This is a genomic window from Stenotrophomonas sp. GD03819 (genome assembly GCF_029841665.1).
GTDB lineage: Bacteria > Pseudomonadota > Gammaproteobacteria > Xanthomonadales > Xanthomonadaceae > Stenotrophomonas > Stenotrophomonas geniculata.
Window position 1 is genome coordinate 32739 of record NZ_JAOCEW010000023.1, and the last position, 24337, is coordinate 57075.

Here is a 24337-nt window from a genome sequence, read left to right on the forward strand (position 1 = left end):
GGCAGTGCCCGGCGCTACCGCATCGCGGCCTCAGCGCGACTGCACGAAGCCGGCGTACAGCGCGAACAACTGCTGGAAGTACCGCCGCGTCACTCGATTGCGCATGACACCCTCGCCCATGGAAAGTTGGTCGGGCCCAGGGTGGGAAGGCCGGTCCGGTCCCTTCCCACGGCCAGGCCGCGTGGGCGTATTGGGCCGCAGCGGCGTTGCAGGGAAATGACCGCCGGACTGCAATTCATCGGGTAGCGCCGGGCCATGCCCGGCGGAATGCGAGAAGCGCCGCGCTGCGCGCTCGCCGGGCATGGCCCGGCGCTACCCGATCCGGTTTCCGCTGGGCGGAAACGAAACGCGCCCCGAAGGGCGCGTTTCTGCAGATCGCAGCGGAACGAAGGCTTACGCCTTCTTCTCTGCTTCGATCTGCTTGCGGATCTGCGCATCGACCGCCGCAATGGCGGTCATGTTCAGGATCCGGCGCGAGGTCGCGCTGGTGGTCAGGATGTGCACCGGCTTGTTCACGCCCATCAGGATCGGACCGATCGCCACGCCGTCGGTGAACACGCGTACCAGGTTGTAGGCGATGTTGGCCGCTTCCAGGTTCGGCAGCACGAACAGGTTGGCGCGGCCCTGCAGGGTCGAGCCCGGCAGCAGCTTCTGCCGCAGCGCTTCATCCCATGCGGTGTCGCCCTGCATTTCGCCGTCCACGTTCAGACGCGGGTTGCGCTTGAGCAGCAGCTCGCGCACCTGGCGCATCTTCAGTGCATCCTTCGAATCATGGCTGCCGAAGTTGGAGTGCGACAGCAGCGCCACCTTCGGCTCGATGCCGAACAGCTTCATGCGGTAGGCCGCCTGCAGGGTCGCTTCGCACAGCTGCTCGGCGGTCGGGTCTTCCTGCACGTGGGTGTCCACGAAGAAGAACACGCCCTGCTGGTTGATCACGCCGGTCATCGCCGAGGTCGAGGTGACCTTCGGCTCCAGCGGCAGCACGCTGCGCACGTAGCCCAGCTTCTTGTGGAAGCGGCCGACGATGCCGGTCAGCATCGCATCGGCTTCGCCACGGGCCACCATCACCGCCGCGATCAGGGTCGGGCGCGAACGCATCAGGTTCTTCGCCGCGGCCACAGTCACGCCACGGCGGCCGGTCAGGCCGTGGTAGTACTGCCAGTATTCGTTGAAGCGCGGGTCGTCGTTGATGTTGGTGACTTCAACGTTCTCGCCGATCTTCAGGCGCAGGCCGAGGCGCTCGATGCGCGATTCGATCACTTCCGGGCGGCCGATCAGGATCGGGTGCGCCAGGCCGTCATCGACCACGTTCTGCACCGCCTGCAGCACCACTTCCTCTTCGCCTTCGGCATACACCACGCGCTGCTTGTCGCTGCGCGCGCGGTCGTAGACCGGCTTCATCATCAGGCTGGTGCGGTAGACGAACTGGGCAAGCTTGTCGCGGTAGGCACCCATGTCGGCGATCGGGCGCGAGGCCACGCCCGAATCCATCGCGGCCTGGGCCACAGCGGCCGACAGCTCCACCAGCAGGCGGCGGTCGAACGGGCGCGGGATCAGGTATTCACGGCCGAAGCTCGGCGTCTCGCCACCATAGGCCGAACCCATGTCGGTGGCCGCACGGCGCGCCAGCGCGGCGATGGCGCGCACGCAGGCGATCTTCATTTCCTCGTTGATCGCGGTCGCGCCCACGTCCAGCGCACCACGGAACAGGTACGGGAAGCACAGCACGTTGTTGACCTGGTTCGGGTAGTCCGAACGGCCGGTGCCGATGATCGCGTCCGGACGCGCGGCGCGCGCCACCTCCGGCATGATTTCCGGGGTCGGGTTGGCCAGCGCGAAGATCACCGGGTCCGGCGCCATGGTCTTGACCATCTCGGCGGTCAGGATGCCCGGGGCCGACAGGCCCAGGAAAATGTCCGCGCCGTCGACGATCTCGGCCAGGGTGCGCTTGTCGGTGTCACGCGCATAGCGCTGCTTTTCCGGGTCCAGGTCGGTACGACCGGTGTGGATCACGCCCTCGCGATCGAAGGCCAGGATGTTCTCCGGCTTCAGGCCCAGCTGCACCAGCATGTTCACGCAGGAAATGCCGGCCGCGCCCATGCCCGTGGTCGCCAGCTTCACTTCCTCGATCTTCTTGCCGGTGATCGCCATGGCGTTGAGCACGGCCGCGCCGACGATGATCGCCGTGCCGTGCTGGTCGTCATGGAACACCGGAATCTTCATGCGCTCGCGGAGCTTGCGCTCGACCACGAAGCATTCCGGCGCCTTGATGTCTTCCAGGTTGATGCCACCGAAGGTCGGTTCCAGCGAGGCGATGATGTCGACCAGCTTGTCCGGGTCGGTTTCATCCACTTCGATGTCGAACACATCGATGCCGGCGAACTTCTGGAACAGCACGCCCTTGCCTTCCATCACCGGCTTGCCGGCCAGCGCGCCGATGTTGCCCAGGCCCAGCACCGCGGTGCCGTTGGAGATCACCGCCACCAGGTTGCCGCGGGCGGTCAGCTCGCTGGCCTGCTGCGGGTCGGCCTTGATCGCTTCACAGGCGTACGCCACGCCCGGCGAATACGCCAGCGACAGGTCGCGCTGGGTCAGCATGGGCTTGGTAGCGGAAACCTTGATCTTTCCCGGCGGGGACATCCGGTGGTAATCGAGGGCGGCCTGTTTGAAATCTTCGTTGGACATCGATGTGGGTTACATGAATGGGCAGAAGGGACAGGGGATGATACCCCCGTTGGAGCGTCTGGACCTGTCGCTATCCTGTCGCAGGCATGCTGCGACCGCACAATTCCGTGCCGTATGCGACGGTACCGGGATACCAGCTTCGGCGTCTGCCATGACAGCCATGGGACGCCCTGAAACGCCGCGGGGCCGTACCACTGTCGTGATCGGCCCCGCGGTACCACACACCTGGATCAGCCCCTGGCCGGCAGCGCCTCGGGCACGGCATCGATCAGCGGCGGCAGTTCGCTTTCGCGGCCATCCAGCGCCAGCTGCAGGCGGTTGCGGTCCAGCGCACCCTCCCAGCGCGAGACCACTACCGTGGCCACGGCATTGCCGATGAAGTTGGTCAGCGAGCGGCATTCGCTCATGAAGCGGTCCACGCCCAGGATCAGCGCCATGCCAGCCACCGGCACTTCCGGCACCACCGCCAGGGTCGCGGCCAGGGTGATGAAGCCGGCGCCGGTAACGCCAGCGGCACCCTTGGAGCTGAGCATGGCGACCAGCAGCAGGGCGATCTGGTGGCCCAGGGTCAGTTCGGTGTTGGTGGCCTGGGCGATGAACAGCGCGGCCAGGGTCATGTAGATGTTGGTTCCGTCCAGGTTGAACGAATAGCCGGTCGGGACCACCAGGCCCACCACCGACTTGCTGCACCCGGCGCGTTCCATCTTCTCCATCAGCGACGGCAGCGCCGACTCCGACGAGGAGGTACCCAGCACCAGCAGCAGTTCGGCCTTCAGGTAACGCGCAAGCTTGAACACCGAGAAGCCACACAGGCGGCAGACCAGGCCCAGGATCACCGCCACGAACAGGAACGCGGTGAGGTAGAACGAGCCCACCAGCCAGGCCAGGTTGATCAGCGAGCCGACGCCGTACTTGCCGATGGTGAAGGCGATTGCGCCGAAGGCACCGATCGGGGCGGCCTTCATCAGGATGTGCACCAGCTTGAACACCGGGGCGACCAGCGCCTCCAGGAAGTTCACGATCGGCTTGCCCTTCTCGCCCACCGATGCCAGCGCGATGCCGAACAGCACGGCCACGAACAGCACCTGCAGGATGTTGCCATCGACGAACGCGCTGAGCAGCGTCTTCGGGATGATGTCCATCAGGAAGCCGACCAGGGTCAGGTCATGCGACTTCTCGACGTAGCTGTGCACCGCGGTCTGATCCAGCTCGGCCGGGTTGATGTTCATGCCGGCGCCGGGCTGCACCACGTGCGCCACGATCATGCCGACGATCAGTGCCAGCGTGGAGAAGAACAGGAAGTACGCCATCGCCTTGGCGAACACGCGGCCCACCGTGCGCAGGTGGGTCATGCCGGCGATGCCGGTGACGATGGTCAGGAAGATCACCGGCGCGATGATCATCTTCACCAGGTTGATGAAGGCATCGCCTAGCGGTTTCATCTTCTCGCCGATCAACGGCTCGTAGTGGCCGAGGATGGCGCCCAGGACGATCGCCACGATCACCTGGAAGTACAGCTGGCGATAGATCGGCAACGGCTTTGCAGGCACCGGTGCTGCGGTCGGGATGTGCATGGCGGACTCCGGAAGGGGCGTTTTCAGGCACGTACGGCCCCGGGACTGCACGGGAACCGTAACCGTGGAAACTGATCGCAGGCCCTGTGCTGCACGCGCAGGGGGTGCGACCAATGGACGCCTTTGTACGCGCCGGGCACGCTGGCGCAGATAACCTATTGGTACTAGCCCCCCGGTTCAGGTGGCCGCGATGCCTACACTGGCGCCGCACCGCCCGATCACGGGGAGGCCGGTGGCCCGGGCTGAACGGCCGGGCGCGTCATTGCGAAAGTTCCGGCCCTTGCGGCCGTTGTTGTCCTGTCCACACGCAATCTGAGAGAGCCGCACCTAATGCGCCCGATTCCCACCTTGCTGGCCCTGTCGCTGGCCGCGCTTCCCGCCTTCGCTTCGGCTGCCGATTTCGACAACTGGCCGACCAGGTACGCCTTCGGCGACGGCACCGAATTGGCCGCGACCGCCAACATCGCCTACGACTACAACGATTTTTCCTCGGGCAGCGGCCTTGAGGACGATGACGCCGTGCGCCGCAAGGAGTTCGGCGCGACGCTGAAGAAGAAGGGCGTCTACGACGCGATGGTCTACTACGACTTCCAGTCCGACACCTGGCTGGACGTGTTCGTGCGCTTCGAAAGCAAGGCCTTCTTCGGCCGCGACATCGGCCGCTTCCGCTTCGGCTACATGAAGACCCCGGTTGGCCTGGACGCGAACACGTCTTCGCGCGCCGGCAGCTTCCTGGAAACCGCACTGCCCGTGCAGGCCTTCTACGCCGGCCGCCGCACGGGTGTGGAATGGGTGCTGGAGCGCCCGCAGTACCTGCTGCAGGCTGGCGCCTATGGCGGCAAGGACCTGCAGGGTGACAACCCCGGCACCACCCAGGCCGTGCGTGCGGTGTGGACCCCGGTGAAGGCGCCGGGTGATGTAATCCACCTGGGCCTGGCCTACTCGCAGGAAAATCCGCGTGGCTACAGCGATGGCCGCGACGTGCACCACGAGGCCAGCGCGCGCCTGCGCGCACGCCCGGAGGCCGGCCTGACCGACATCCGCTATGTCGATTCCGGCGCGCTGGTCACCGCCGACCAGATCCGCCGCACCGGCCTGGAAGGCATCTGGATCCGCGGCCCGTTCTCGCTGCAGGCCGAAGCCCTGCGCGCCACGGTCACCCGCCATGATGGCAAGCCCGACTACACCGGCAGCGGCCAGTACGCGATGGCCAGCTGGGTGTTGACCGGCGAATCGCGCCCGTACAACGCAGGTGCCGTGGCCAACATCAAGCCGGCGCACGACTACGGCGCGGTGGAACTGGTGGCCCGCTACAGCCGCCTGGACCTCGACGATGGCAGCATCCTCGGCGGACGCCAGCACGACCTGACCCTGGGTGCGAACTGGTACCTGACCAGCCACTTCAAGTTCCAGGCCAACTACGTCAAGGTCGACGCCAGCCGTCGTGGCGTGCACAGCACGCCGGAGATCTTCGAACTGCGCGCGCAGATGCACTTCTGACCCCTTCCACGTCAGATCCCGGCGGGCGTGCACGCCACGCCCGCCGGCCCTGCGTAGACTGCCGCCATGTACTGGCTCAGCCGCCACCGCATGCTGTTGCTGACCATCCTGGTGATGGTCGGTGGCACCGTGCTGTGCGCCGTCGCCGCCGGCCACTACGCCTGGCGGCGCGCCCTCGGCGAGGAAAGCAGCCAGGTGCAACGCCAGCTGCAGCTGTATGGACAGGGCCTGCAGCAGCGCATCGACCGCTTCGGCACGTTGCCGCAGGTGCTGGCACTGGATCCGGATCTCCTGCACGCCCTGCGCGTACCGCCCTCGCCTGCCGAACGGCAGCGGCTGAACCTCAAGCTGCAACGCGCCAATGAAGTTACCCGCGCCTCGACCCTGACCCTGGTGGGCCACGACGGCGTGGCAGTGGCAGCCAGCAACTGGGACCAGCCGACCACCAATGTCGGCGAGAACTACAGCTACCGCCCTTACTACCGCCAGGCACTGGCGCAGGGCCGCGGCCGCTTCTACGGCATCGGCATGACCACCGGCGTGCCCGGTTACTACCTGTCGCAGGCCATCGAGGAAGATGGCCAGCGGCTGGGCGTGGTGGTGATCAAGGTCGAGCTGTCGGCGCTGGAACAGGAATGGTTGAGCAGCCCCGATGTGGTGCTGGCCAGCGACGACCACGACGTGGTGTTCCTGGCCAACCGTGACAGCTGGCGCTACCGGCTGCTGCGCCCGCTGGGCGCCGACGAGCGCCGCGAGATGCTCGATGCCCGCCAGTACGCCGACCGCGCATTGCAACCACTGCGTGCGCGTACCGAAGACGTGCTGGCCGATGACGGCCGCATGGTGCGCCTGCTGGACCCGACGTTGCCGCAGCCGATGCTGTGGCAGAGCCTGCCACTGCCCGCCGAAGGCTGGAACCTGCACCTGCTGCACGATGCCAGTGCCGCCACCGGCGCCGGCCGCGCCGCGGCACTCACCGGTGGCGCTGCATGGCTGGCGCTGGGCTTCCTGGTGCTGTTCGTTCAGCAGCGCCGGCGCCTGGCCAAACACCGCCTGCGCAGCCGCCGCGAACTCGAAACCCTGCTCAAGCAGCATGCACAGGAACTGCGCACCGCACAGGATGGCCTGCTGCAGGCCGCAACTGACGCTGACAGCGGCCTCAGCCGCAGCCTGGCGCATCTGCCGCAGGGCGTGGTGGTGATCGACCGCGAGCTGCGGCTGGTGGCATGGAATGCGCGCTATCTGGAACTGTTCCGGTTCCCGGCAGACCTGGTTCGCGTCGGCCGGCCGATCGAGGAACTGTTCCGTTTCAATGCACGCCGTGGCCTGCTCGGTCCCGGCCCGGTGGACGAGGCCATCGAGCGTCGCCTGAACCACCTGCGCAGCGGTCGCCCGCACATGCGCGAAAGCGAGAAGGACGACGGCACGGTGCTGGAGATCCGCGGCAATCCGCTGCCCGACGGCGGTTTCGTCACCAGCTATGCCGACATCACCAGCTACAAGAACGCCGCGCGCGAACTGCGTTCGCTGGCCGATGCGCTGGAGCACCGCATCGCCGAGCGCACCCGTGACCTGGACGAAGCACGCCGCGAAGCCGAACAGGCCAACCGCTACAAGACCCGCTTCGTCGCCTCGGCCGTGCACGACCTGCTGCAGCCACTCAACGCTGCACGCATGTTCGTCTCGGTGCTGCGCGGCAAACTGAGTGATCCGGCGCAGCAGCAGACCAGCGACCACATCGACGCTGCGCTGGCCGCGCAGGACGCGATCCTCAACAGCCTGCTGGATATCTCGCGATTGGAATCAGGATCGTTGCAGATCCGCGTACGCACGTTCGCACTTTCTCCGCTGCTGGAGACGCTGGCGCGCGAGTTCGGCATCGCCGCCCAGAGCCGTGCCCTGCAGCTTGACTGGGTGGATACCCGCGCAGTGGTGGTCAGCGACGAAGCCCTGCTGCGGCGGATCCTGCAGAATTTTCTGTCCAACGCGTTGCGCTACACCCCACGTGGGCGCGTGCTGATCGGCTGCCGGCGTGCAGGCGATCAACTGCGCATCGAAGTGCATGACCAGGGCCCGGGCATTCCGGAAAGCCTGCAGGGTGAGATTTTCGAGGAGTTCCGCCGGCTGAACGACGGCGTGGAACAGGAACGTGGCGCCGGCCTGGGCCTGGCCATCGTCGAACGCATCGGCCGCCTGCTCGGCCACCGCATCAGCCTGCGCTCTACACTGGGCAAGGGCAGCGTCTTCGCCGTGAGCGTAGTACTCGGGCGCGCCGACGATGTGATCGCACCTGCCGCAGCGCCGGTCATCGCAAGCGAACCCTCCGACGACAGCTCACTGCGAAAGTGCCGGGTGTGGAGCATCGACGATGATCCACACGTCTGTGCGGCGACCCGTGCGCTGCTGGAGCGCTGGGGTTGCCAGGTGGAACTTGCCGACGGTCCGCAGGGGGCACTGGAAATCGCCAGTGCATTGAACGCACCGCAGTTGCTGCTGCTGGACGTGCGCATGGGGCAATGGCACGGACCGGACCTGTATGAAACGCTGTGCACGCTGTGGAAGGCGCGCCCGCCGGTGATCCTGGTGACCGCCGAGCGTGACGAGGCACTGAAAGCGCATGCTGCCGAGAACGGCTGGGGCTTCCTGCTCAAGCCGGTGCGGCCGCCCGCGTTGCGGGCATTGATGACGCAGATGCTGTTGCGGCATCGCGGGTAGGACGGCTCCGCCACGCGGGCGTCGCGTTGCCGGCGCACGGCTGGCGTTGCTCCTCGTTGATTCCGTACCGAATCCCCAAACCTCTTCGCGCGACAGCCATGGCCAAGAAGGAAATGGATGCGCCGCGTCATTGCGTAGAGCATGGAGAAATTCCGAGTGGAGAGAGAGCAGTCTCCTGACTGACCGGCGCTGCTGAGGATCAGTAGATTTCAACGTTCGGCTGATCGGCGGATCGTACTGAAGACAGCCACAGCCTACGGCCAAGGATCCAGCATGCCCTGCCATCACCTATCCATCGCCCCCCTCCGATACCTCCATCGAATCACAGCAATGCTCTTCTGCCTGTGCTGCGCGGGATGCATCGCTGACAGCACACCAGATCCGGACGTCAGCCTCAGGAGGGCCGCGACAGAAGCACAGGTTTCTCCAGCCATATCGAACGCGGACACCTCACCGAACCCCGGCGTTCCGACAGCGTCCACGCATCGCGCAGCATCGTCGCTCGCGCTGCTTCGGTCAGAATCCGCACTCATGTTCAAGGACGGCATCTCGATCCTGGCCGCCGAGGACCTCCTGCAGTCAAGCAGAAACATGTCGGATGCGATCAACCGCATTACACAGGATGCGGCTTCCAGCCCCGAGGCGCAGGACCTGACCCGGCACTATCGATCATCACTTGAACGTGCAATGGGTCAAGAAGGTGTACTTGAACGCTTTTCGTGTGGCCTTAGCATCTGCATCGGTATCGCCCGGACCCGAAGCAGCGCGGATCATGAGGCGTGGGGTCGCAGGTTTGCGTCAGATGCATCCTCTCCCACTTACAGCTATGCCGAAGCGTCTGAGCATTACTGGATGGGATACGAGAACAGGTTCATCTTCTCGACCGACCCGGAGATGAGTTCGATCAGCGGCAACTGACGCGCCAGACTCCATTTTCGCGTTTGCGCAGTTGTTTCGAGCAGCTCAGAATGCTCTCGCCGGGAGCCAAGTGCCCTGCCCAGGTCAGCCGTCCATCCCTGCCCGCGGGTCGCCTTCCGGCTCCAGCGCCTTCACCAGCACCGCGGCCTGTGTGCGGCTATGGCATTCGAGCTTCTTCAGGATTGCAGTGACGTGCACCTTCACCGTGTTCTCGGCCAGACCCAGCTCGTAGGCGATCTGCTTGTTGAGCAGGCCATCGGCCAGGCACAGCAGCACGCGGAACTGCTGCGGGGTCAGCTGCGCCAGGCGGCTGGCCAGCAGTGCATCGGCCTCCGAACGCTCGGCGGCCATCGCCGGGAACCACAGGCCACCATCGAGCACCGCCTGCACGGCCTCGCCGATGGTCTCGGCCGGGGCCGACTTCGGGATGAACCCGGCCGCGCCGAACTGCTGGGCACGGCGGATCACCCGCGGATGGTCGTTGGACGAGAGGATCACCACCGGGATGTCCGGATGCGAGCCACGCACGTGCAGCAGCGCGGAAAAACCGTGCGCGCCTGGCATGGTCAGGTCGAGCAGCACCAGGTCCACATCCGGGTGTGCGTCGAGTGCTTCGGCCAATGCCTCGGCGCTGGCGACCTCGCGCACCTGCGCCAGCGGCAGGCTCTGCCGCAATGACTGCACCACCGCCGAACGCAGCAGCGGGTGGTCATCGGCGATCAGGATGGTGTATTCGCTCATGCGGCCATTGTACGGGCAGGCCGGAGCCTCAGCGCCCTGCCGGCTCCACGCTGCTGCGCCAGGCATCGAGGAACTGGCGGCGCTTGAGCGCGTCCAGATACACCAGCAGGCCCGGACCCAGCTGGATCGGGCGGCGGCTGCGGCCCGGCGCATCATCGCCGCGCGCGTTGCCGGTCACGATCGGCATCAGCCGTGCCTCGCGCGACAGCACCTGCTGGCCGCGTGGCGACAGCAGGTAGTCGAGGAAGCGCCGGGCTTCTTCCGGGTGCGGGCCGGTGCGCGGAATCACTGCGGTGCGCAGTACCACCAGCGTGTAGTCCTCGGGCTCCACAATGCCCAGCGGGGCACCCGCGTCGATGCGCGCCTGCGCGTAGGAGCCGAGCACGTTGTAGACCAGTGACAACTGGCCGCTGGCCACCTTGTCCAGCAGCACGCCTGTGCGCTCCTCACGCACCACGTCGTTGTCACCCAGCGCGCCCAGCAACGCACCGGCGATGCTGCCACGCTGCGCATCCTGGGTAGACAGCAGGTAGCCGACGCTGCTGCGCTCGATGTCATAGGTGCCGACCCTGCCGCGCAGCGGTGCTCCCTCGGCTCGCAGCCGGTCCAGCAGTTGCCGACGCGTATGCGGCACCTTCGCGGCCGGCAACATGCGGGTGTTGTAGACCATCACCACCGGCTCGTAGCTGATGCCGAAGGCCTCGTTGCGCCACTGTGCCCAGGCCGGCAGTGCAGCGGTCTGCGCCGAACGGTGTGGCAGCGCGTGGCCATCGTTGACCAGCTTGGTCTGCAGATCCATGCCGCTGGAGATCAGCAGGTCCGGCGATGCCGGCCCGGCGCGGTCGTGCAGGTAACGCGCGTACAGGTCCTGGGTGATGATGTCCTCGTACACCACCTCGGTGCCGGGATGCAGGCGCTGGTAATCGGCGATCACCACCGCGAACACTTCGATGTCGGTGGTGCCGTGAATGCGCAGCTGCGCAGTGGCCTTTGCCTGGGCCGGGAAACGGCGTACGTCGCCGGGCGCGGCCAGTACCGGCAGGGCCAGCAGCAAGGCAACGGCAGCAGCGAACAGGCGGATCATGGACTGCTCCGTGGCAGGCGGATGGTGGCGATCAGCCCGCCCTGCGGGCGGTTGCTGAGGTCGATGCGGCCGCCATGGCTGTCGACCACGCGCTTGACGATGGCCAGGCCCAGCCCGGCGCCGCCGGACGGCGCGCCTTCGCCACGGGCGAAGCGCTCGAACACGCGTTCGGCATCAGCGGGGGCGATGCCTGCGCCATGGTCGGCAATGGTCAGCACCGCCTGACCGCCTTCCACGGTCAGCGCGATCTGCAACGGGCCCTCGCCGCCGTACTTCAATGCGTTGTCGACCAGGTTCTTGATCGCCTCGCGCAGCAGCAGCGCGTCGCCGTGCACCTGCACCGGCTCGGCGGTCATCGCAAGTTGCACGCGCGGTGCCGGGCCGGCCTGCGGCAGGGCTTCATGCAGGGCCTGGTGGACGGTCTCGGCCAGGTCCACCGCCGCAAAGCGCTGCAGGTGCGAGCGATGGATCACGCTGGCATCGCTGAGCAGCTGGTTCAGCAACCGGCTCATGTGGGTGGCGTTGCGTTCGATCGCCAGCAGGCTGCGCCGCATGTCTTCGGGATCGTCGTCGTCCAGCGCAAGCTGCGCCTGCGCACGCAGCGCGGCCAACGGCGTGCGCATCTGGTGCGCGGCCTCGGCCATGAATGCGCGCAGTGTCTCGTTGCTGCTGGACAGGCGTTCCATGAAGCGGTTCAACGCCGCCACCATCTGGTCCATCTCGCGCGGCACGCGCGCGTCGAGGGGCTTCAGGTCGGACGGTTCGCGGCGCGACAGCTCGCGTTCCACCCGCACCAGTGGGCGGAACGCGCGGTGCACGCCAAACGCCACCAGCGCCAGCAGCAGGCCGGACAGCACGCCGATCGCCAGCAGTGCGCGATTGACCATGTCCTGCGCGACGGCTTCGCGCGCACGCCGGGTCTGGCCCACCTGCACCTGCACCTCGCCCTGCGCCGAGGCCGCGGCGAAACTGCGGCCGACCACTACGAAGCGTACGGTCTCGCCGCTGTACGCCGCATCAAACAGCTGCGGCTGCGTGCCCGGACGGCGCGGCGGCGACGGCAGATCGCCATAACCTGTGATCAGGTTGCCGCGGCTGTCGGCCACCCGATAGAACACGCGGTCTTCCGGGGCCATCGCCAGCAGGTCCAGCGCCGCATAGGGAAGATCGACCTGCCACTGGCCGTCGACCAGCGCCACCGAATCGGCGATGGACAGCGCCGAAGACACCAGCAGGTGATCGTAGGAACGGTTTGCCGCGCGCTGGCCATAGTCGCGCGCGGCGAACAGCAGCGCCACCGCGAACACCGCCAGCAGCGCACCGAGGTAGAGCAGCAGCGTTCGCCGCAGCGAACCTGGCGCCGCGTTCGCAGCGCGTGCGTCAGCCATCGGCGTCGGCGCTGCCATCGCTGGCTTCCAGCAGGTAGCCGACACCGCGCACCGTGGTGATGCGCAGCGGTGCGCCGGCCAGCTTTCTCCGCAGGCGACCGACGTACAGCTCGATCGCATTCGGGCCGGCTTCGTCGTCGAAGCCGAACAGGCCGTTGCCGATCTCGTCCTTGCCGACCACCTGACCGAGGCGGCCGACCAGAATCTCCAGCAGCCGGTACTCGCGGTTGGGTAGCTCGATAGGCTCGCCGTCGAGACTGACCCGATGCGCGGCATTATCGAACTGGAAGCCGCCGATCTGCACCACTTCGCTGGCCTGGCCTCGTGCACGACGCAGCAGCACGCGGCAGCGCGCTTCGAATTCGCGGAAATCGAACGGCTTGCCCAGGTAGTCGTCGGCGCCGACATCCAGCGCCTGCACGCGGTCTTCGATGCCATCGCGTGCGGTCAGCATCAGCACCGGCGTGCTGTCGCCACGCTCGCGCATGCCGGCCAGCACGCGCAGGCCATCGAGCTTGGGCAGGCCGATGTCCAGCACCACCAGGTCGAAGCTCTGGTAGCGCAGCACGCTGGCGGCGGCCAGGCCATCGGCCTGCCAGTCCACGGCGTGCCCACTGCGGCGCATGCGGCGGATGATCGCATCGGCCAGATCCGGGTTGTCTTCGACCAGCAGCAGGCGCATGGGCACGAGGGTGGGAGGGGAAACGAATGCTACCGCATGCCGCTGCCGCGCTCGCCGGGCCCTGCCAGGAAGCAGCAGCGAGCCGCTTTACGCTGCACCGCACAATCCGTTGACAGGACGATGACAGCTTGCCCGACCCAGACTGCGGCCGCGCACCGTCCGGTGCCCACGATTGCCGCGCGCCTGGCGCGCACCTGGGAGGGTTTGTGGAATTCACGTTTGCCTGGCGGCGTCCTGCCGCCATGATGGCGCTGGCTGTCCTGTCGGCGCCGGCCTTCGCTGCCGAAGACGACCGTCCGGTCACCGCCACCCTAGGTGGCCGCCTGCATCTGGACTTCGCCACCTTCGACAACGACAACCGCGGCACCCCGAACAAGGACGACACCGAAATCCGCCGCGCGTGGGTTGACGTATCCGGCAAGTTCTTCGTGGTCGACTACAAGCTGGAGGCCGATTTCTCCGGCGACCGCGTCGAGGCCAAGGACGTGTACCTGGCGCGCAGCTTCGGCAAGGCCGGCAAGCTCACCGTCGGCCAGTTCAAGCAGTACTTCTCGCTGGATGACCGCACCAGTTCCAACTACGGCAGCTTCCTGGAGCGCGGCAATGCCGGCACCACGCTGGCGCCGCTGTACCGCCTGGGCGCGTCGTGGCAGGCCAATCCGGGTGACTTCACCTGGGCCGCCAGCATCTACAGCCTGGAAAGCATCGACGCCTGGCAGGTGAAGGGGCGTGCTGCCGGTGGCCGTGTCACCTGGGCGCCCTCGCCCGCCGATGGCGACGTGCTGCACCTGGGCCTGTCGCTGGCCCGCGAGGCCTATGACAACCCCGGCGCGAACGGCGTTCCGGGCCTGAAGATCCGACCACGCCCGGCCGGCCACCTGTCCGATGAAAGCCGCCTGACCCTGGTCGACTTCTCCGCCGGCCGCGATACCGACGTCAACAAGTGGTCGCTGGAATACGCGCAGGTGCGCGGCCCGCTGTCGTGGCAGGGCGAGTTCAGTGGCGCCACCTTCGATGACGGTGCGCAGCGTGGCGACGTGATGGCCGCCTACGGCATGGTCAGCTGGTTCATTACCGGCGAAAGCCGCGCCTACGACCGCAAGACCGGCCGCTTTGCGCGGGTGAAGGACATCCGCCACAAGGCCGGTGCCTTCGAAGTAGCGCTGCGCTACGACCAGATGTGGGGTGCGCAGCATCTCGATGGTGCGCCGGACCTGCGCCGTGGCAGCACCGACGCCTGGACGCTGGGTGGCAACTGGTACCTGCGCGACAACCTGCGCTTCATGCTCAACGTGATCGAAAGCCGCAACCGCGACCGCTTGGCCGGGGTGACGGTGGACCGCACGCGCGCGGTCACCGGACGCCTGCAGTACGACTTCTAAGCCCGAATTCCCGGGCATGCCGCCCGGGCCCCTTCCACTCCCCCACGTCCTGTATTCGCAAGGAGTCCGCAGATGATGCTGAGCATCCTCGGCTTTGGCATGGTCATTACGTTCATGTACTTGATCATGAGCAAACGCCTGTCGCCGCTCGTCGCACTGATCACCATTCCCATCCTGTTCGCGCTGATCGGCGGCTTCGGCGCCGGCATCGACGAGATGATGCTGGAAGGCATCAAGAAGATCGCACCGACCGGCGTGATGCTGATGTTCGCGATCCTCTACTTCGGGGTGATGATCGATGCCGGCCTGTTCGACCCGCTGGTGCGGGTGATCCTGCGCTTCGTCAAGGGCGATCCGATGAAGATCGTGCTCGGTACCGCGGTGCTGGCGATGCTGATCTCGCTTGATGGCGATGGCTCGACCACCTACATGATCACCGTCTCGGCGATGCTGCCGCTGTACCAGCGTCTCGGCATGAACGCGCTGAACATGACCTGCGTGACCATCCTGGCCGGCGGCGTGATGAACCTGACCCCGTGGGGCGGCCCGACCGCACGCGCGGCCACCGCGCTGCACGTGGACCCGGCCGATGTGTTCGTGCCGCTGATCCCGTCGATGGTGATCGCCTGCGCCGGCGTGCTGCTGCTGGCCTGGTACCTGGGCCTGAAGGAACGCCGTCGCCTGGGTGTTGTGACCCTGCCCAAGGGCGGCAGCTGGATGGACAACAGCGTGTCCGACGACAGCAACGCGCTGCCGACCGTGGAAGATGCCGAAGACATCAAGCGGCCGAAGCTGCTGTGGGTGAACCTGGCACTGACCGTGGCGCTGATGACCGCGCTGATCATCGGCGTGCTGCCGATGCCGGTGCTGTTCATGGTCGGCTTCGCCATCGCCCTGGTGATCAACTACCCGAACCTGGCCGAGCAGCGCCGCCGTGTGGTCAACCACGCCGGCAACGTGCTGTCGGTGGTGTCGCTGATCTTCGCCGCGGGCATCTTCACCGGCATCCTCAACAACACCGGCATGGTCGAAGCGATGTCGCACAGCTTCCTGGCGGTGATTCCGGAGTCGTGGGGCCCGTACCTGGCGGTGATCACGGCGGTGGCGTCGATGCCGTTCACCTTCTTCATGTCCAACGACGCGTTCTACTTCGGCGTGCTGCCGATCCTGTCCGAGGCGGCCAGCAACTACGGCATCACCCCGGTGGAAATGGCGCGCGCCTCGCTGGCCGGCCAGCCGGTGCACCTGCTCAGCCCGCTGGTGCCCTCCACCTACCTGCTGGTGGGCCTGGCCAAGGTCGAGTTCGCCGACCACCAGAAGTTCACCCTGAAGTGGGCCATCGCCATCTCGATGCTGCTGATGATCGGCAGCCTGCTGTTCGGCCTGTATCCCCTCGCCGCCTGACCCTTTGCCAAGGAGCCTTCTGCAATGACGCTTCGAATCGCTTACGTCACCAGTGGAATGGGCAGTGTCGGCACTGCCATCTGCCAGAGCCTGGCCCGCAGTGGCCACACCGTGGTCGCCGGTTGCGCGCCGAACTCGCCGCGCAAGGCCAACTGGCTGCGCGAGCAGCGCGAACAGGGCTTCGATTTCATCGCCTCGGAAGGCAACGCCACCGACTGGGCTTCGACCAGCGCCGCGTTCGCCAAGGTGCGAGCGGAAGTGGGCGAGGTCGATGTGCTGGTCAACAACTCCGGCGGCAGCCGTGATCTGCTGTTCCGGCAGATGACGGTGGAAGACTGGAACGCGGTGATCGCCTCCAACCTCAATGCGCTGTTCAACCTCACCAAGCAGGTGGTGGACGGCATGGCCACGCGTGGCTGGGGCCGCATCATCAACATCGGTTCGGTCAGCGCCCACAAGGGCCAGATCGGGCAGGTGAACTACGCCACCGCCAAGGCCGCGATGCACGGTTTCAGCCGTGCACTGGCTGCCGAAGTGGCCTCGCGCGGCGTCACCGTCAACACGCTGTCGCCGGGCTACATCGCCAGCCAGGCGATCAGCAGCTTCCCGCCGGATGTGCTGGACCGGCTGGCGGCGTCGGTACCGGTGCGTCGCCTGGGCCGCCCCGAGGAAGTGGCCGGCCTGTGCGCCTGGCTGGCCTCGGATGAAGCCTCGTATGTGACCGGTGCCGACTATCCGGTCAACGGCGGTCTGTACATGGGTTGAGCCCGTCTCCACGCAAGGCGTGGACCGCCTCCCCCACGGAGTGCGCGGGGCCGGTGAACCTTCGCTTGCGAGGGGGATCCGGCCCCTTTTTGTTTCTGCATTTTCGGGACGTATTGCCCGATACATCGGCAGAACCGGTGCTATACCTGCCAACGCTCGCCGAGCCCGATGGATGAACGGCCGGAATCGCGGATCAAGGAGGTTGGCATGCGTGCATTGCTGATTGCGCTTCTCGTGGTCGCCACCCCGCCACTGGCGGCCACCCCACCTGCTGCCACTGCGGATGAGGCGGATGCAACCTGGCGGCTCGTGGAACGCTGGTCCTTGCAGCTGTCACGCTCTGACCTTGTCGCGCAGCTATCACCCCTGGCTCCGGCCGGCTCGCGTTCGGAAGCAAGAATGGGCCGGGGCGACAGCGCCACCATCGATCTGGCGCCATTCGTGGTCGCTGGGAGGATCAAGGGGCCCTCTGGCCAGATCTACACCGACGCGTCGGGGCGAATCATCAAAGGCATTACGCTGCGGCTGAGCGGCGTCTGCATCTCGCGAAAGCAGATGGGTCGTCGCTACCCCGACTTCAATGTCCTTTCCGTGCCGTCAGGGCATAGCCTGGACGAGTCGACGGTGTTCGGCACAGTAGTGAACGGCATCCAGATCGGGTTCTCATTCTCCGAACATGACCGCGACTGCATGGACCAGCTCAAATTGAGCTGGCCTGGGGAGCGCTTCTGATTCCCACCGGCCTACCACCATGACGAACATGTTGCAGGACACGCACCACTGCCCTGCATCGTTCGTTGGTTTTTCGTAAAGAAGGTTTCATGTTCCGTTCGCATAGTGGCCATGCACCGCGCACGCGTGCCGGTGACCACCCCCAATGCAACGGACCACCATGCAGACCCGACACCTGACGATCGCCGTGGCGATCGCGCTCTCCGCCGCCGCCAGCGCCCATGCCGCCACCGCCGCCGATACCGGCGCCAGCACCGATGCCGCGCTGAGCGCGCAGACGCTGGATACCGTCTCCGTGATCGGCCAGGGCGAGACCCGCCAGGTGCAGCGCATCACCACCGTCGACAAGCAGGTGCTGCCGCCGGGCACCAGCGGCCAGAAGATCCTCGACCGCCTGCCGGGCGTGTCGGTGCAGTCCAACGACGCCTTCGGTGCCAACGAAGAATCGCAGACCATCAGCCTGCGCGGCTTCGACAAGAGCCGCCTCGGCTATACGCTGGACGGCATCCCGCTGGGTGACAACAGCTACGGCAACTACAACGGCCTGAGCATTGCCCGCGCGATCATCGCCGAGAACCTGGCCGGCGCAGAGTTGTCGCAGGGCATCGGCTCGCTGGGCGTGGCGTCGACGAGCAACCTGGGCGGCACCATCCAGTACTTCTCGATGGACCCGTCCACCGAATTCGGTGGACGCGCCAGCGTCACCGTGGGTGACAACAACCAGCGTCGCGGCTACCTGCGCGTGGATACAGGCGACATCAATGGTTTCTCGGCCTACGTGTCCGGCGTGCACCAGGACCAGGACATGTGGGCCGCGCCGTACCAGAACCAGACCACCCGCCAGTTCAACGCCAAGGCCGTGTGGAATGTCGGCGACCACCGCTTCGGTGCGTTCGTGGCGACCTCGCGCGCCAGCCAGGCCAACTACGCCTACCTGTCCAAGGACATGCTGGCACGTGGCCTGGGCTACGACTGGAACATCTATGCGCCGGACTGGGATCGCGCTGTCGCTGCCGCGTACTGCGCACCGGGCACCTACAACAAGGCACGCTGCAAGTTCAGCGGCGGCGTCAACAGCATCGACGATGCCTACTACCAGAGCCGCGCGCTGCGCGACGACAACCTCTATTCGGTCGATGCCGACCTGCGCCTGGGCGAGCAGGGCCGCCTGAAGCTGCTGGCCTACCACCACGACAACCGTGGCCAGGGCCACTGGTGGGCGCCGGGCCAGCCGTCCTACCCGGGTACCGACAAGATGCTGCCGATCTCGATCCGCAGCACCAACTACACGATCAACCGCGATGGCCTGACCGCCGCGCTGTCGTGGACGGTGGGCATCCACGAACTGGAAGCCGGCCTGTGGTACGAGCAGAACGACCATAACGTTTCGCGCAACTTCTACTACATCAGCGGCCCGTTCCTGGACGACCTGTACCTGAAGAACCCGGACCGCCTGCTGTTCAACCAGGACTTCGACATCCGCACGCGCCAGTTCTACGTGCAGGACCGCATGCGCTTCCTGGACCAGCGCCTGACCGTGGATGTCGGTATCAAGAGCCCGAACACCCGCATGCGCGCCACCGCCCAGCCGGGCGTGGAAACCCGCATCGCCTCGGGCACGCTGACCGCCAAGAAGTCGGTGCTGCCGCAGGTGGGCCTGGGCTTCAAGCTCAACGACAACAACGAGCTGTTCGCTTCGTACGCAGAGAACATCGCCGCCTTCGTCGGTGGCGGCAGCGGTGGCCCGTTGCAGGTGTCGCCGGAATCGTTCGCGGCCAGCGCCGGCCTGGAGCCGGAGAAGTCCAAGAGCCTTGAAGCCGGCTTCCGTACCTTCGGCGAGAAGTACCAGGCCTCGATCGCCGCCTACAACGTGAAGTTCGACAACCGCCTGCTGTCGCTGAACCCGTGCTCGAGCATCGAAGTCGGCACGCGTCCGGAGTGCGTGACGCGCTTCATCAACGTCGGTTCGGTGAAGAGCCACGGTGCGGAGCTGACCTTCATCCTCAAGCCGATCGACGGCCTGCAGTGGTACAACGCGCTGTCCTGGAACAAGACCACCTACGAGGATGACTACACCTCGGGCGGCGCGATCGTGCCGGTGGCCGGCAAGATCACGGTGGATACGCCGCAGCGCATGGCCTCCAGCGAGATCAGCTGGAACCGCGATGGCTTCTTCGCCAGCCTGCGTGCCAAGTACACCGGCAAGCGCTACTACACCTACACCAACGACCAGTCGGTGCCGGGCGTGACCACCTTCGACGCCGGTGCGGGCTACGACTTCGGCCCGGGCCTTGGCCTGCGCAACGTGCGGGTGTCGTTGAACGCGACCAACCTGACCAACAAGCGCTATGCCGGCCAGCTGAGTTCGTTCGCGCCGACCGATCCGAAGGGCACGCGGTATGCGATCCATGCGAGCGCGCCGCGGCAGCTGTTCATGACGGTGGCGGCGGAGTTCTAAATCGAAAGCGGGCGCTGCGGCGCGTTGATTGTTCCTGCATGGCGTGGGTAGGCAGGCCCATGCAGGACACGCCGTAAACCCGTCCTTGGGGGCTCGATCGGCGCATCCATGCGCCTCACGGTCCTGCATGGGCCTGCCTACCCCCGCTGGACAGTTCCCCGCGCCCGCGCGGAGGCAATGGAAAGCAAGAGCAAAAGCAAAGAGCCGGGCAATGCCCGGCTCCTTGCTTTTCAAGCGCAATCCCTCTGGTGGACCTGCTACCGCGCCCGCAGGAATCTGTCTGGAGGAGGCGGGGCACCCTGGTCAGGACCGTTGGCGCCATGGATGGCGCCATCGAGCACCATGGAGGGGCTTTTGCGTGTCCTGACCAGGGTGCCCCGCCTCCTCCCAGCCGATAGCAGGCAGGCGCAGGAGGATCCGCCAACGCATTTCATTCCGGCGCCAGCTGGTCCATCCGTATACGGTTGGCGAACAGCGAGAACGCCAGCATGCCGGCCAGGCCGTTCGCCCGGCTCACCCAGTGCGGCAGCCAGCGCGGCGGCTTCAGCACACCCGCTTCGAACAGCGGCGCGAACGCGATCGCATCGGCCAGGCTCATCTTGCCGGCGAACAACCAGCGGCAGACCTGCAGGCGGTCCTCGGCCAGCATGTGGCGGAAGAAGGTATGCACCGACACCAGGCCGCGCAGGTACACCGTGTCCTTGGTGAAGGCCAGGCCGCCACTCGGCGGCACCCCACGGAACACGCGCTGTGCCGACGCAAAGCTCTCTTCGGCGTTCTGCCCGGCATCGCAGAAGTAGCGGAACACCTCGATGAAGTCGGCGCCTTCGCGGGCCATCGCGATCGCTTCGGTGCGCAGGCTGATGCGCTTCAGGCGCTCGATGTCGATGCTGCCGGTGATCTGTTCGGCGAAGGTAGCCAGCCCTTCCTGGGTGGCCGTCACCCGCGGCGAGGACAACGCCAGGCTGGGCAGCACCGGTTGTTCGCGGCCATTCAAGGCGGTCAGCGAATGCACCAGCGCTTCGTGGTGGAACAGCTGCGCGCGGTCGTAGGCACTGAAGCGCGCACTGGTGCGCAGGCGGATGCGGGTCGGTCCGGCAGCGGCCTTGGACACCAGCTCTGGATCGAGCTGCACCTGGATGATGCGCGATTCGAAGAACGCATCCAGGTCATTCTGCAGCTGCAGCTGCAGGGCAATGGCCGAGACCGGCACCTGCTCTTCCGGCGCCAGCAGTTCGTGATCGAGTTCGGCAGCAATCTGGATGAAGTGACGCGCCGCTTCGCGCGTGCTCGGGCCATTGCCTGGCAACGGCTGCTCGGGCGCGCCGAACAACTGCACCGAACAGGTATCGACCGCCGCCGTGCCCAACCCTTCCAGCAGCTGCGCGGCCAGGTCCCAGCTCTGCGCCGACTGGCGCACGTAGTGGCCCAGCGGATGAGTATCATCGCAGTCGGCGGCGATCGCAGCCAGTGCGCGGCGCTCCTCGCTGAAATCCAGCCTCGGGTAATCCACCTTCGGCAGCACCGGCTGTCCACGTGCCACGCTGTCCAGGAACGGTGCCTGCAGCGTGGCCGGCCAGCTGGTCAGGCCCAGCAGGCGGATGCCCCCCACGGCCTCGACCAGGCGCGCATCGAGCGCTGCATGGTGGGCCACGTCACGGTCCAGCGTCGCAGTCGGTTCCATGGGCGGACTATAGCGCCCTGCTGTGTCCGGCGCTGTGCGCCGCCGCCCGAGCATCGGCTCGGGCGCTACAGGAAATGACTCCGCCGCGGACCCACTGTAGAGCCGAGCCCACGCTCGGCTGCTGTGCTACCGCCGGCGGTTCTTGCTCGCCGGGCGGAACTGCTGGCCCTTGCCCTTCCTGCCACCACGCTCCTGCGCGGTCTCGGCCTGGCGAACCGCCAGCTTGGCGGCGGCGGCGGCCACTTCTTCCTTCAACTTGAAGTAGTTCAGCAGGCGGCTCTCTTCGATCTCGCCGGCCTCGATCGCGGCACGTACCGCACAGCCCGGTTCCTGCTGGTGCTTGCAGTCGTTGAAACGGCACTGTGCGGCCAACGCTTCGATATCGGCGAAGCCACCTTCCGACAGCGTCTCTTCACCGGTCGGCTTCAGCTCGCGCATGCCGGGGGTGTCGATCAGGCAGGCGCCCGTCGGCAGCGGCATCAGCGCGCGATGGGTGGTGGTGTGTCGTCCGCGCGAATCGTTGGCACGCACCGCGTTGGTCTTCATCCGCTGCTCGCCGAGCAGCGTGTTGGTCAACGTGGACTTGCCGGCACCGGACGAGCCCACCAGCACCACGGTGCGGCCCGGGCCCAGCCACGGTTGCAGCACGGCAACGCTGTCGGCATCCAGGCCATTGATCGCATGCAGCGCGATGCCCTGCATCTCCAGCTCTTCCAGCACCGCCAGCGCATCCTCGCTGTATTCGGTCTGGTCGGCCTTGGTCAGCACCACCACCGGTTCGGCACCGCCACCGCCGACCAGCAGCAGGTAGCGCTCGATGCGGCGCGGATTGAAGTCAGCGTCCAGGCCACAGACGATGAACACCGTATCGATGTTGGCCGCGATCACCTGCTGGTGGTAGTGCTCACCTGCGGCACCACGCTTGATCGCGGTGCGCCGTGGCAGCAGGGCGACGATGCGGATGCCATCGAGCAGCACCCAGTCGCCCACCGCCGGCCGCTCATGGCTGGGGAAGCGCGGGCGCTGCCATTCGGGCAGCGACTCGGCCTTGATCGATGCATCCGGGCCATCGGCCACCACGTAGTGGGTGCGGTGCTGTTCGATCACCCGTGCCGGGCGGGCCTGCGGGTGCGCGGCCATCGCGGCCTGCCAGTCGGCCTGCTGTGGCGGGCCCGGCCAGGGCCAGCCGATGGTCTGCAGGGCGATGAAATCGGGGGTCTGGGTCATCGCCGCCATTCTACCTGTGCCAGCGCCCTGCCAGCCCAGCAGTGACGGGCCCGGAGCCCTTGCCATGCAGTGCAGCAATTCCGGTAGGATGGAAGCCCCATGCCTTTTGACGGCCCAGCTCCCATGTCCACCACCTCGCCCAAGCCCCTGGCCATCCGCGAGCGCCTTTCCGAAGTGCGCTACGAAATCCGCGGAGAACTGGCGCGGCGAGCCCGGGAGCTGGAGGCGCAGGGCCGCAAGCTGATCAAGCTCAACATCGGCAACCCGGGCGCTTTCGGCTTCCGCGCGCCGGAGCACCTGCAACGCGCGATCGCCGACGACATGGGCCGCACCGACCCATACACCCACCAGCAGGGCCTGCCGGTGGCGCGCGAAGCCATCGCCAGCTACTACGCCCGCCGTGGCGCGCCCGATGCGCACCCGGACCGCGTCTTCCTCGGCAACGGCGTCAGCGAGCTGATCGACCTGTCACTGCGTGCGCTGCTCAACCCGGGCGACGAAGTGCTGGTGCCCTCGCCCGACTACCCGCTGTGGTCGGCTTCGACCATCCTCAACGATGGCCGGCCGGTGTACTACCGCTGCGCGCCGGAGAACGGATTCCAGCCGGACCCGAGCGAGATCGAGACGCTGGTCTCTTCGCGCACCCGCGCCATCGTGCTGATCAATCCGAACAATCCCAGCGGCGCCAGCTACCCGCGCGAACTGCTGGAGCGCGTGGTGGAAATCGCGCGCCGCCACAACCTGCTGCTGCTGGTCGATGAGATCTACGACCAGATCCTGTACGACGACGCGGTGTTCCAGCCGGTCGCGCCGCTGGCCGGTGATCATCCGTGCCTGACCTTCAGTGGCCTGAGCAAGGTGCACCGCGCCTGCGGCTGGCGTGTGGGCTGGGCCCACCTCAGCGGTGACGATGCCCGCCTGGGCGACTTCCGCGCCGCGCTGGACCTGTTGGGCGCACTGCGCCTGTGCGCCAACGTGCCGGGCCAGTACGCCATCGAGGCGGCGGTGAACGGTCCGGACACCATCTCCGAGCTGTGCACGCCGGGCGGCCGCCTGTATGAAACCCGCCGCGCGGTGATCGAGGCCTGCGAAGCCAGCGAGCACCTGTCACTGGTCGCGCCGGCCGGCGCGCTGTATGCGTTCCCGGCCGTGGTCGGTGCCGCTGCGAAGGGCTTCGACGACCACGATTTCGCGCTGGACCTGATGAACAACGAAGGCGTGCTGGTGGTGCCGGGCTCAAGCTTCAACGTGCCCTACCGCCATCATTTCCGCGTGACCCTGATGCCGGAAGCTTCGGTGATGCGCGATGTGTTCGCCCGCATCGACCGCGTGCTGGCGCGCCGTGCCGAGGATGCGACCAAGGTCGTGCCGCTGAAGCCGCACCGTTCGGTGGCCTGA

General features: G+C 66.7%; 17 protein-coding genes. 9 read left to right on the plus strand and 8 right to left on the minus strand.

Annotated features, from left to right (window positions below; all coding sequences use genetic code 11):
- Positions 1-393 precede the first annotated feature (393 nt).
- Both N5D45_RS14595 and N5D45_RS14600 read right to left on the minus strand, forming a co-directional pair.
- Positions 394-2685, minus strand: a complete 2292-nt coding sequence (locus N5D45_RS14595) for an NADP-dependent malic enzyme (protein ID WP_279939215.1) — start codon at positions 2683-2685, stop codon at positions 394-396.
- Positions 2686-2915: 230 nt separating this feature from the next.
- A complete protein-coding gene (locus N5D45_RS14600) occupies positions 2916-4259 on the minus strand; it encodes a dicarboxylate/amino acid:cation symporter (RefSeq protein ID WP_010480813.1) in 1344 nt (447 codons plus the stop codon).
- A 330-nt stretch (positions 4260-4589) separates the two neighbouring features.
- On the opposite strand from N5D45_RS14600, the gene N5D45_RS14605 reads away from it, so the two are divergent.
- From N5D45_RS14605 to N5D45_RS14615, 3 genes are all read left to right on the plus strand, one after another.
- Entirely contained in the window at positions 4590-5759 is a 1170-nt protein-coding gene (locus N5D45_RS14605) for a porin (protein ID WP_043400155.1), read from the plus strand.
- A 66-nt stretch (positions 5760-5825) separates the two neighbouring features.
- Positions 5826-8474 (plus strand): PAS-domain containing protein, encoded by a 2649-nt coding sequence (locus N5D45_RS14610; RefSeq protein ID WP_197656912.1) that lies wholly within the window; start codon positions 5826-5828, stop codon positions 8472-8474.
- A gap of 531 nt (positions 8475-9005) precedes the next feature.
- Positions 9006-9392 (plus strand): hypothetical protein, encoded by a 387-nt coding sequence (locus N5D45_RS14615; protein WP_139042444.1) that lies wholly within the window; start codon positions 9006-9008, stop codon positions 9390-9392.
- A gap of 84 nt (positions 9393-9476) precedes the next feature.
- On the opposite strand, the gene N5D45_RS14620 is transcribed toward N5D45_RS14615, so the two are convergent.
- Genes N5D45_RS14620 through N5D45_RS14635 form a run of 4 tightly spaced genes read right to left on the minus strand, consistent with a single transcriptional unit; the run spans position 9477 to position 13287 of the window.
- Complete coding sequence (locus tag N5D45_RS14620) at positions 9477-10133, minus strand: response regulator transcription factor (RefSeq protein ID WP_010480821.1); 657 nt, start codon at positions 10131-10133, stop codon at positions 9477-9479.
- 28 nt (positions 10134-10161) lie between these two features.
- The gene (locus tag N5D45_RS14625; protein ID WP_279939216.1) at positions 10162-11217 is read right to left on the minus strand and encodes an ABC transporter substrate-binding protein; all 1056 of its coding nucleotides are present in this window, start codon (positions 11215-11217) and stop codon (positions 10162-10164) included.
- On the minus strand, positions 11214-12605 hold the full coding sequence (locus tag N5D45_RS14630; protein ID WP_279939233.1) for a sensor histidine kinase: 1392 nt from the start codon (positions 12603-12605) through the stop codon (positions 11214-11216). The genes N5D45_RS14625 and N5D45_RS14630 overlap by 4 nt, the downstream gene beginning before the upstream one ends.
- A complete protein-coding gene (locus tag N5D45_RS14635; RefSeq protein WP_019337115.1) occupies positions 12598-13287 on the minus strand; it encodes a response regulator transcription factor in 690 nt (229 codons plus the stop codon). Before N5D45_RS14635 ends, N5D45_RS14630 begins: the two co-directional genes overlap by 8 nt.
- 242 nt (positions 13288-13529) lie before the next feature.
- On the opposite strand from N5D45_RS14635, the gene N5D45_RS14640 reads away from it, so the two are divergent.
- From N5D45_RS14640 to N5D45_RS14660, 5 genes are all read left to right on the plus strand, one after another.
- The gene (locus tag N5D45_RS14640) at positions 13530-14669 is read left to right on the plus strand and encodes a porin (protein ID WP_057503955.1); all 1140 of its coding nucleotides are present in this window, start codon (positions 13530-13532) and stop codon (positions 14667-14669) included.
- Between the two features lie 75 nt (positions 14670-14744).
- Positions 14745-16073 carry a CitMHS family transporter gene (locus tag N5D45_RS14645; RefSeq protein WP_049411738.1) on the plus strand — a complete coding sequence of 443 codons (1329 nt, stop codon included), beginning with the start codon at positions 14745-14747 and terminating at the stop codon, positions 16071-16073.
- 24 nt (positions 16074-16097) lie between these two features.
- A complete protein-coding gene (gene phbB / locus N5D45_RS14650; RefSeq protein ID WP_005419193.1) occupies positions 16098-16838 on the plus strand; it encodes an acetoacetyl-CoA reductase in 741 nt (246 codons plus the stop codon).
- A gap of 207 nt (positions 16839-17045) precedes the next feature.
- A complete protein-coding gene (locus tag N5D45_RS14655) occupies positions 17046-17570 on the plus strand; it encodes a hypothetical protein (RefSeq protein WP_065178329.1) in 525 nt (174 codons plus the stop codon).
- A gap of 160 nt (positions 17571-17730) precedes the next feature.
- Positions 17731-20028, plus strand: coding sequence for a TonB-dependent receptor (locus N5D45_RS14660; protein ID WP_057503953.1), 2298 nt, complete (start codon positions 17731-17733; stop codon positions 20026-20028).
- A gap of 430 nt (positions 20029-20458) precedes the next feature.
- Here N5D45_RS14660 and N5D45_RS14665 read toward each other — a convergent pair whose 3' ends face one another.
- Entirely contained in the window at positions 20459-21712 is a 1254-nt protein-coding gene (locus N5D45_RS14665; protein ID WP_049411678.1) for a flavohemoglobin expression-modulating QEGLA motif protein, read from the minus strand.
- Positions 21713-21838: 126 nt separating this feature from the next.
- The gene (gene rsgA, locus N5D45_RS14670) at positions 21839-22948 is read right to left on the minus strand and encodes a ribosome small subunit-dependent GTPase A (protein WP_053443496.1); all 1110 of its coding nucleotides are present in this window, start codon (positions 22946-22948) and stop codon (positions 21839-21841) included.
- 114 nt (positions 22949-23062) lie between these two features.
- Here rsgA and N5D45_RS14675 point away from each other — a divergent pair, with 114 nt between their 5' ends.
- Positions 23063-24337, plus strand: coding sequence for a pyridoxal phosphate-dependent aminotransferase (locus tag N5D45_RS14675; protein ID WP_279939218.1), 1275 nt, complete (start codon positions 23063-23065; stop codon positions 24335-24337).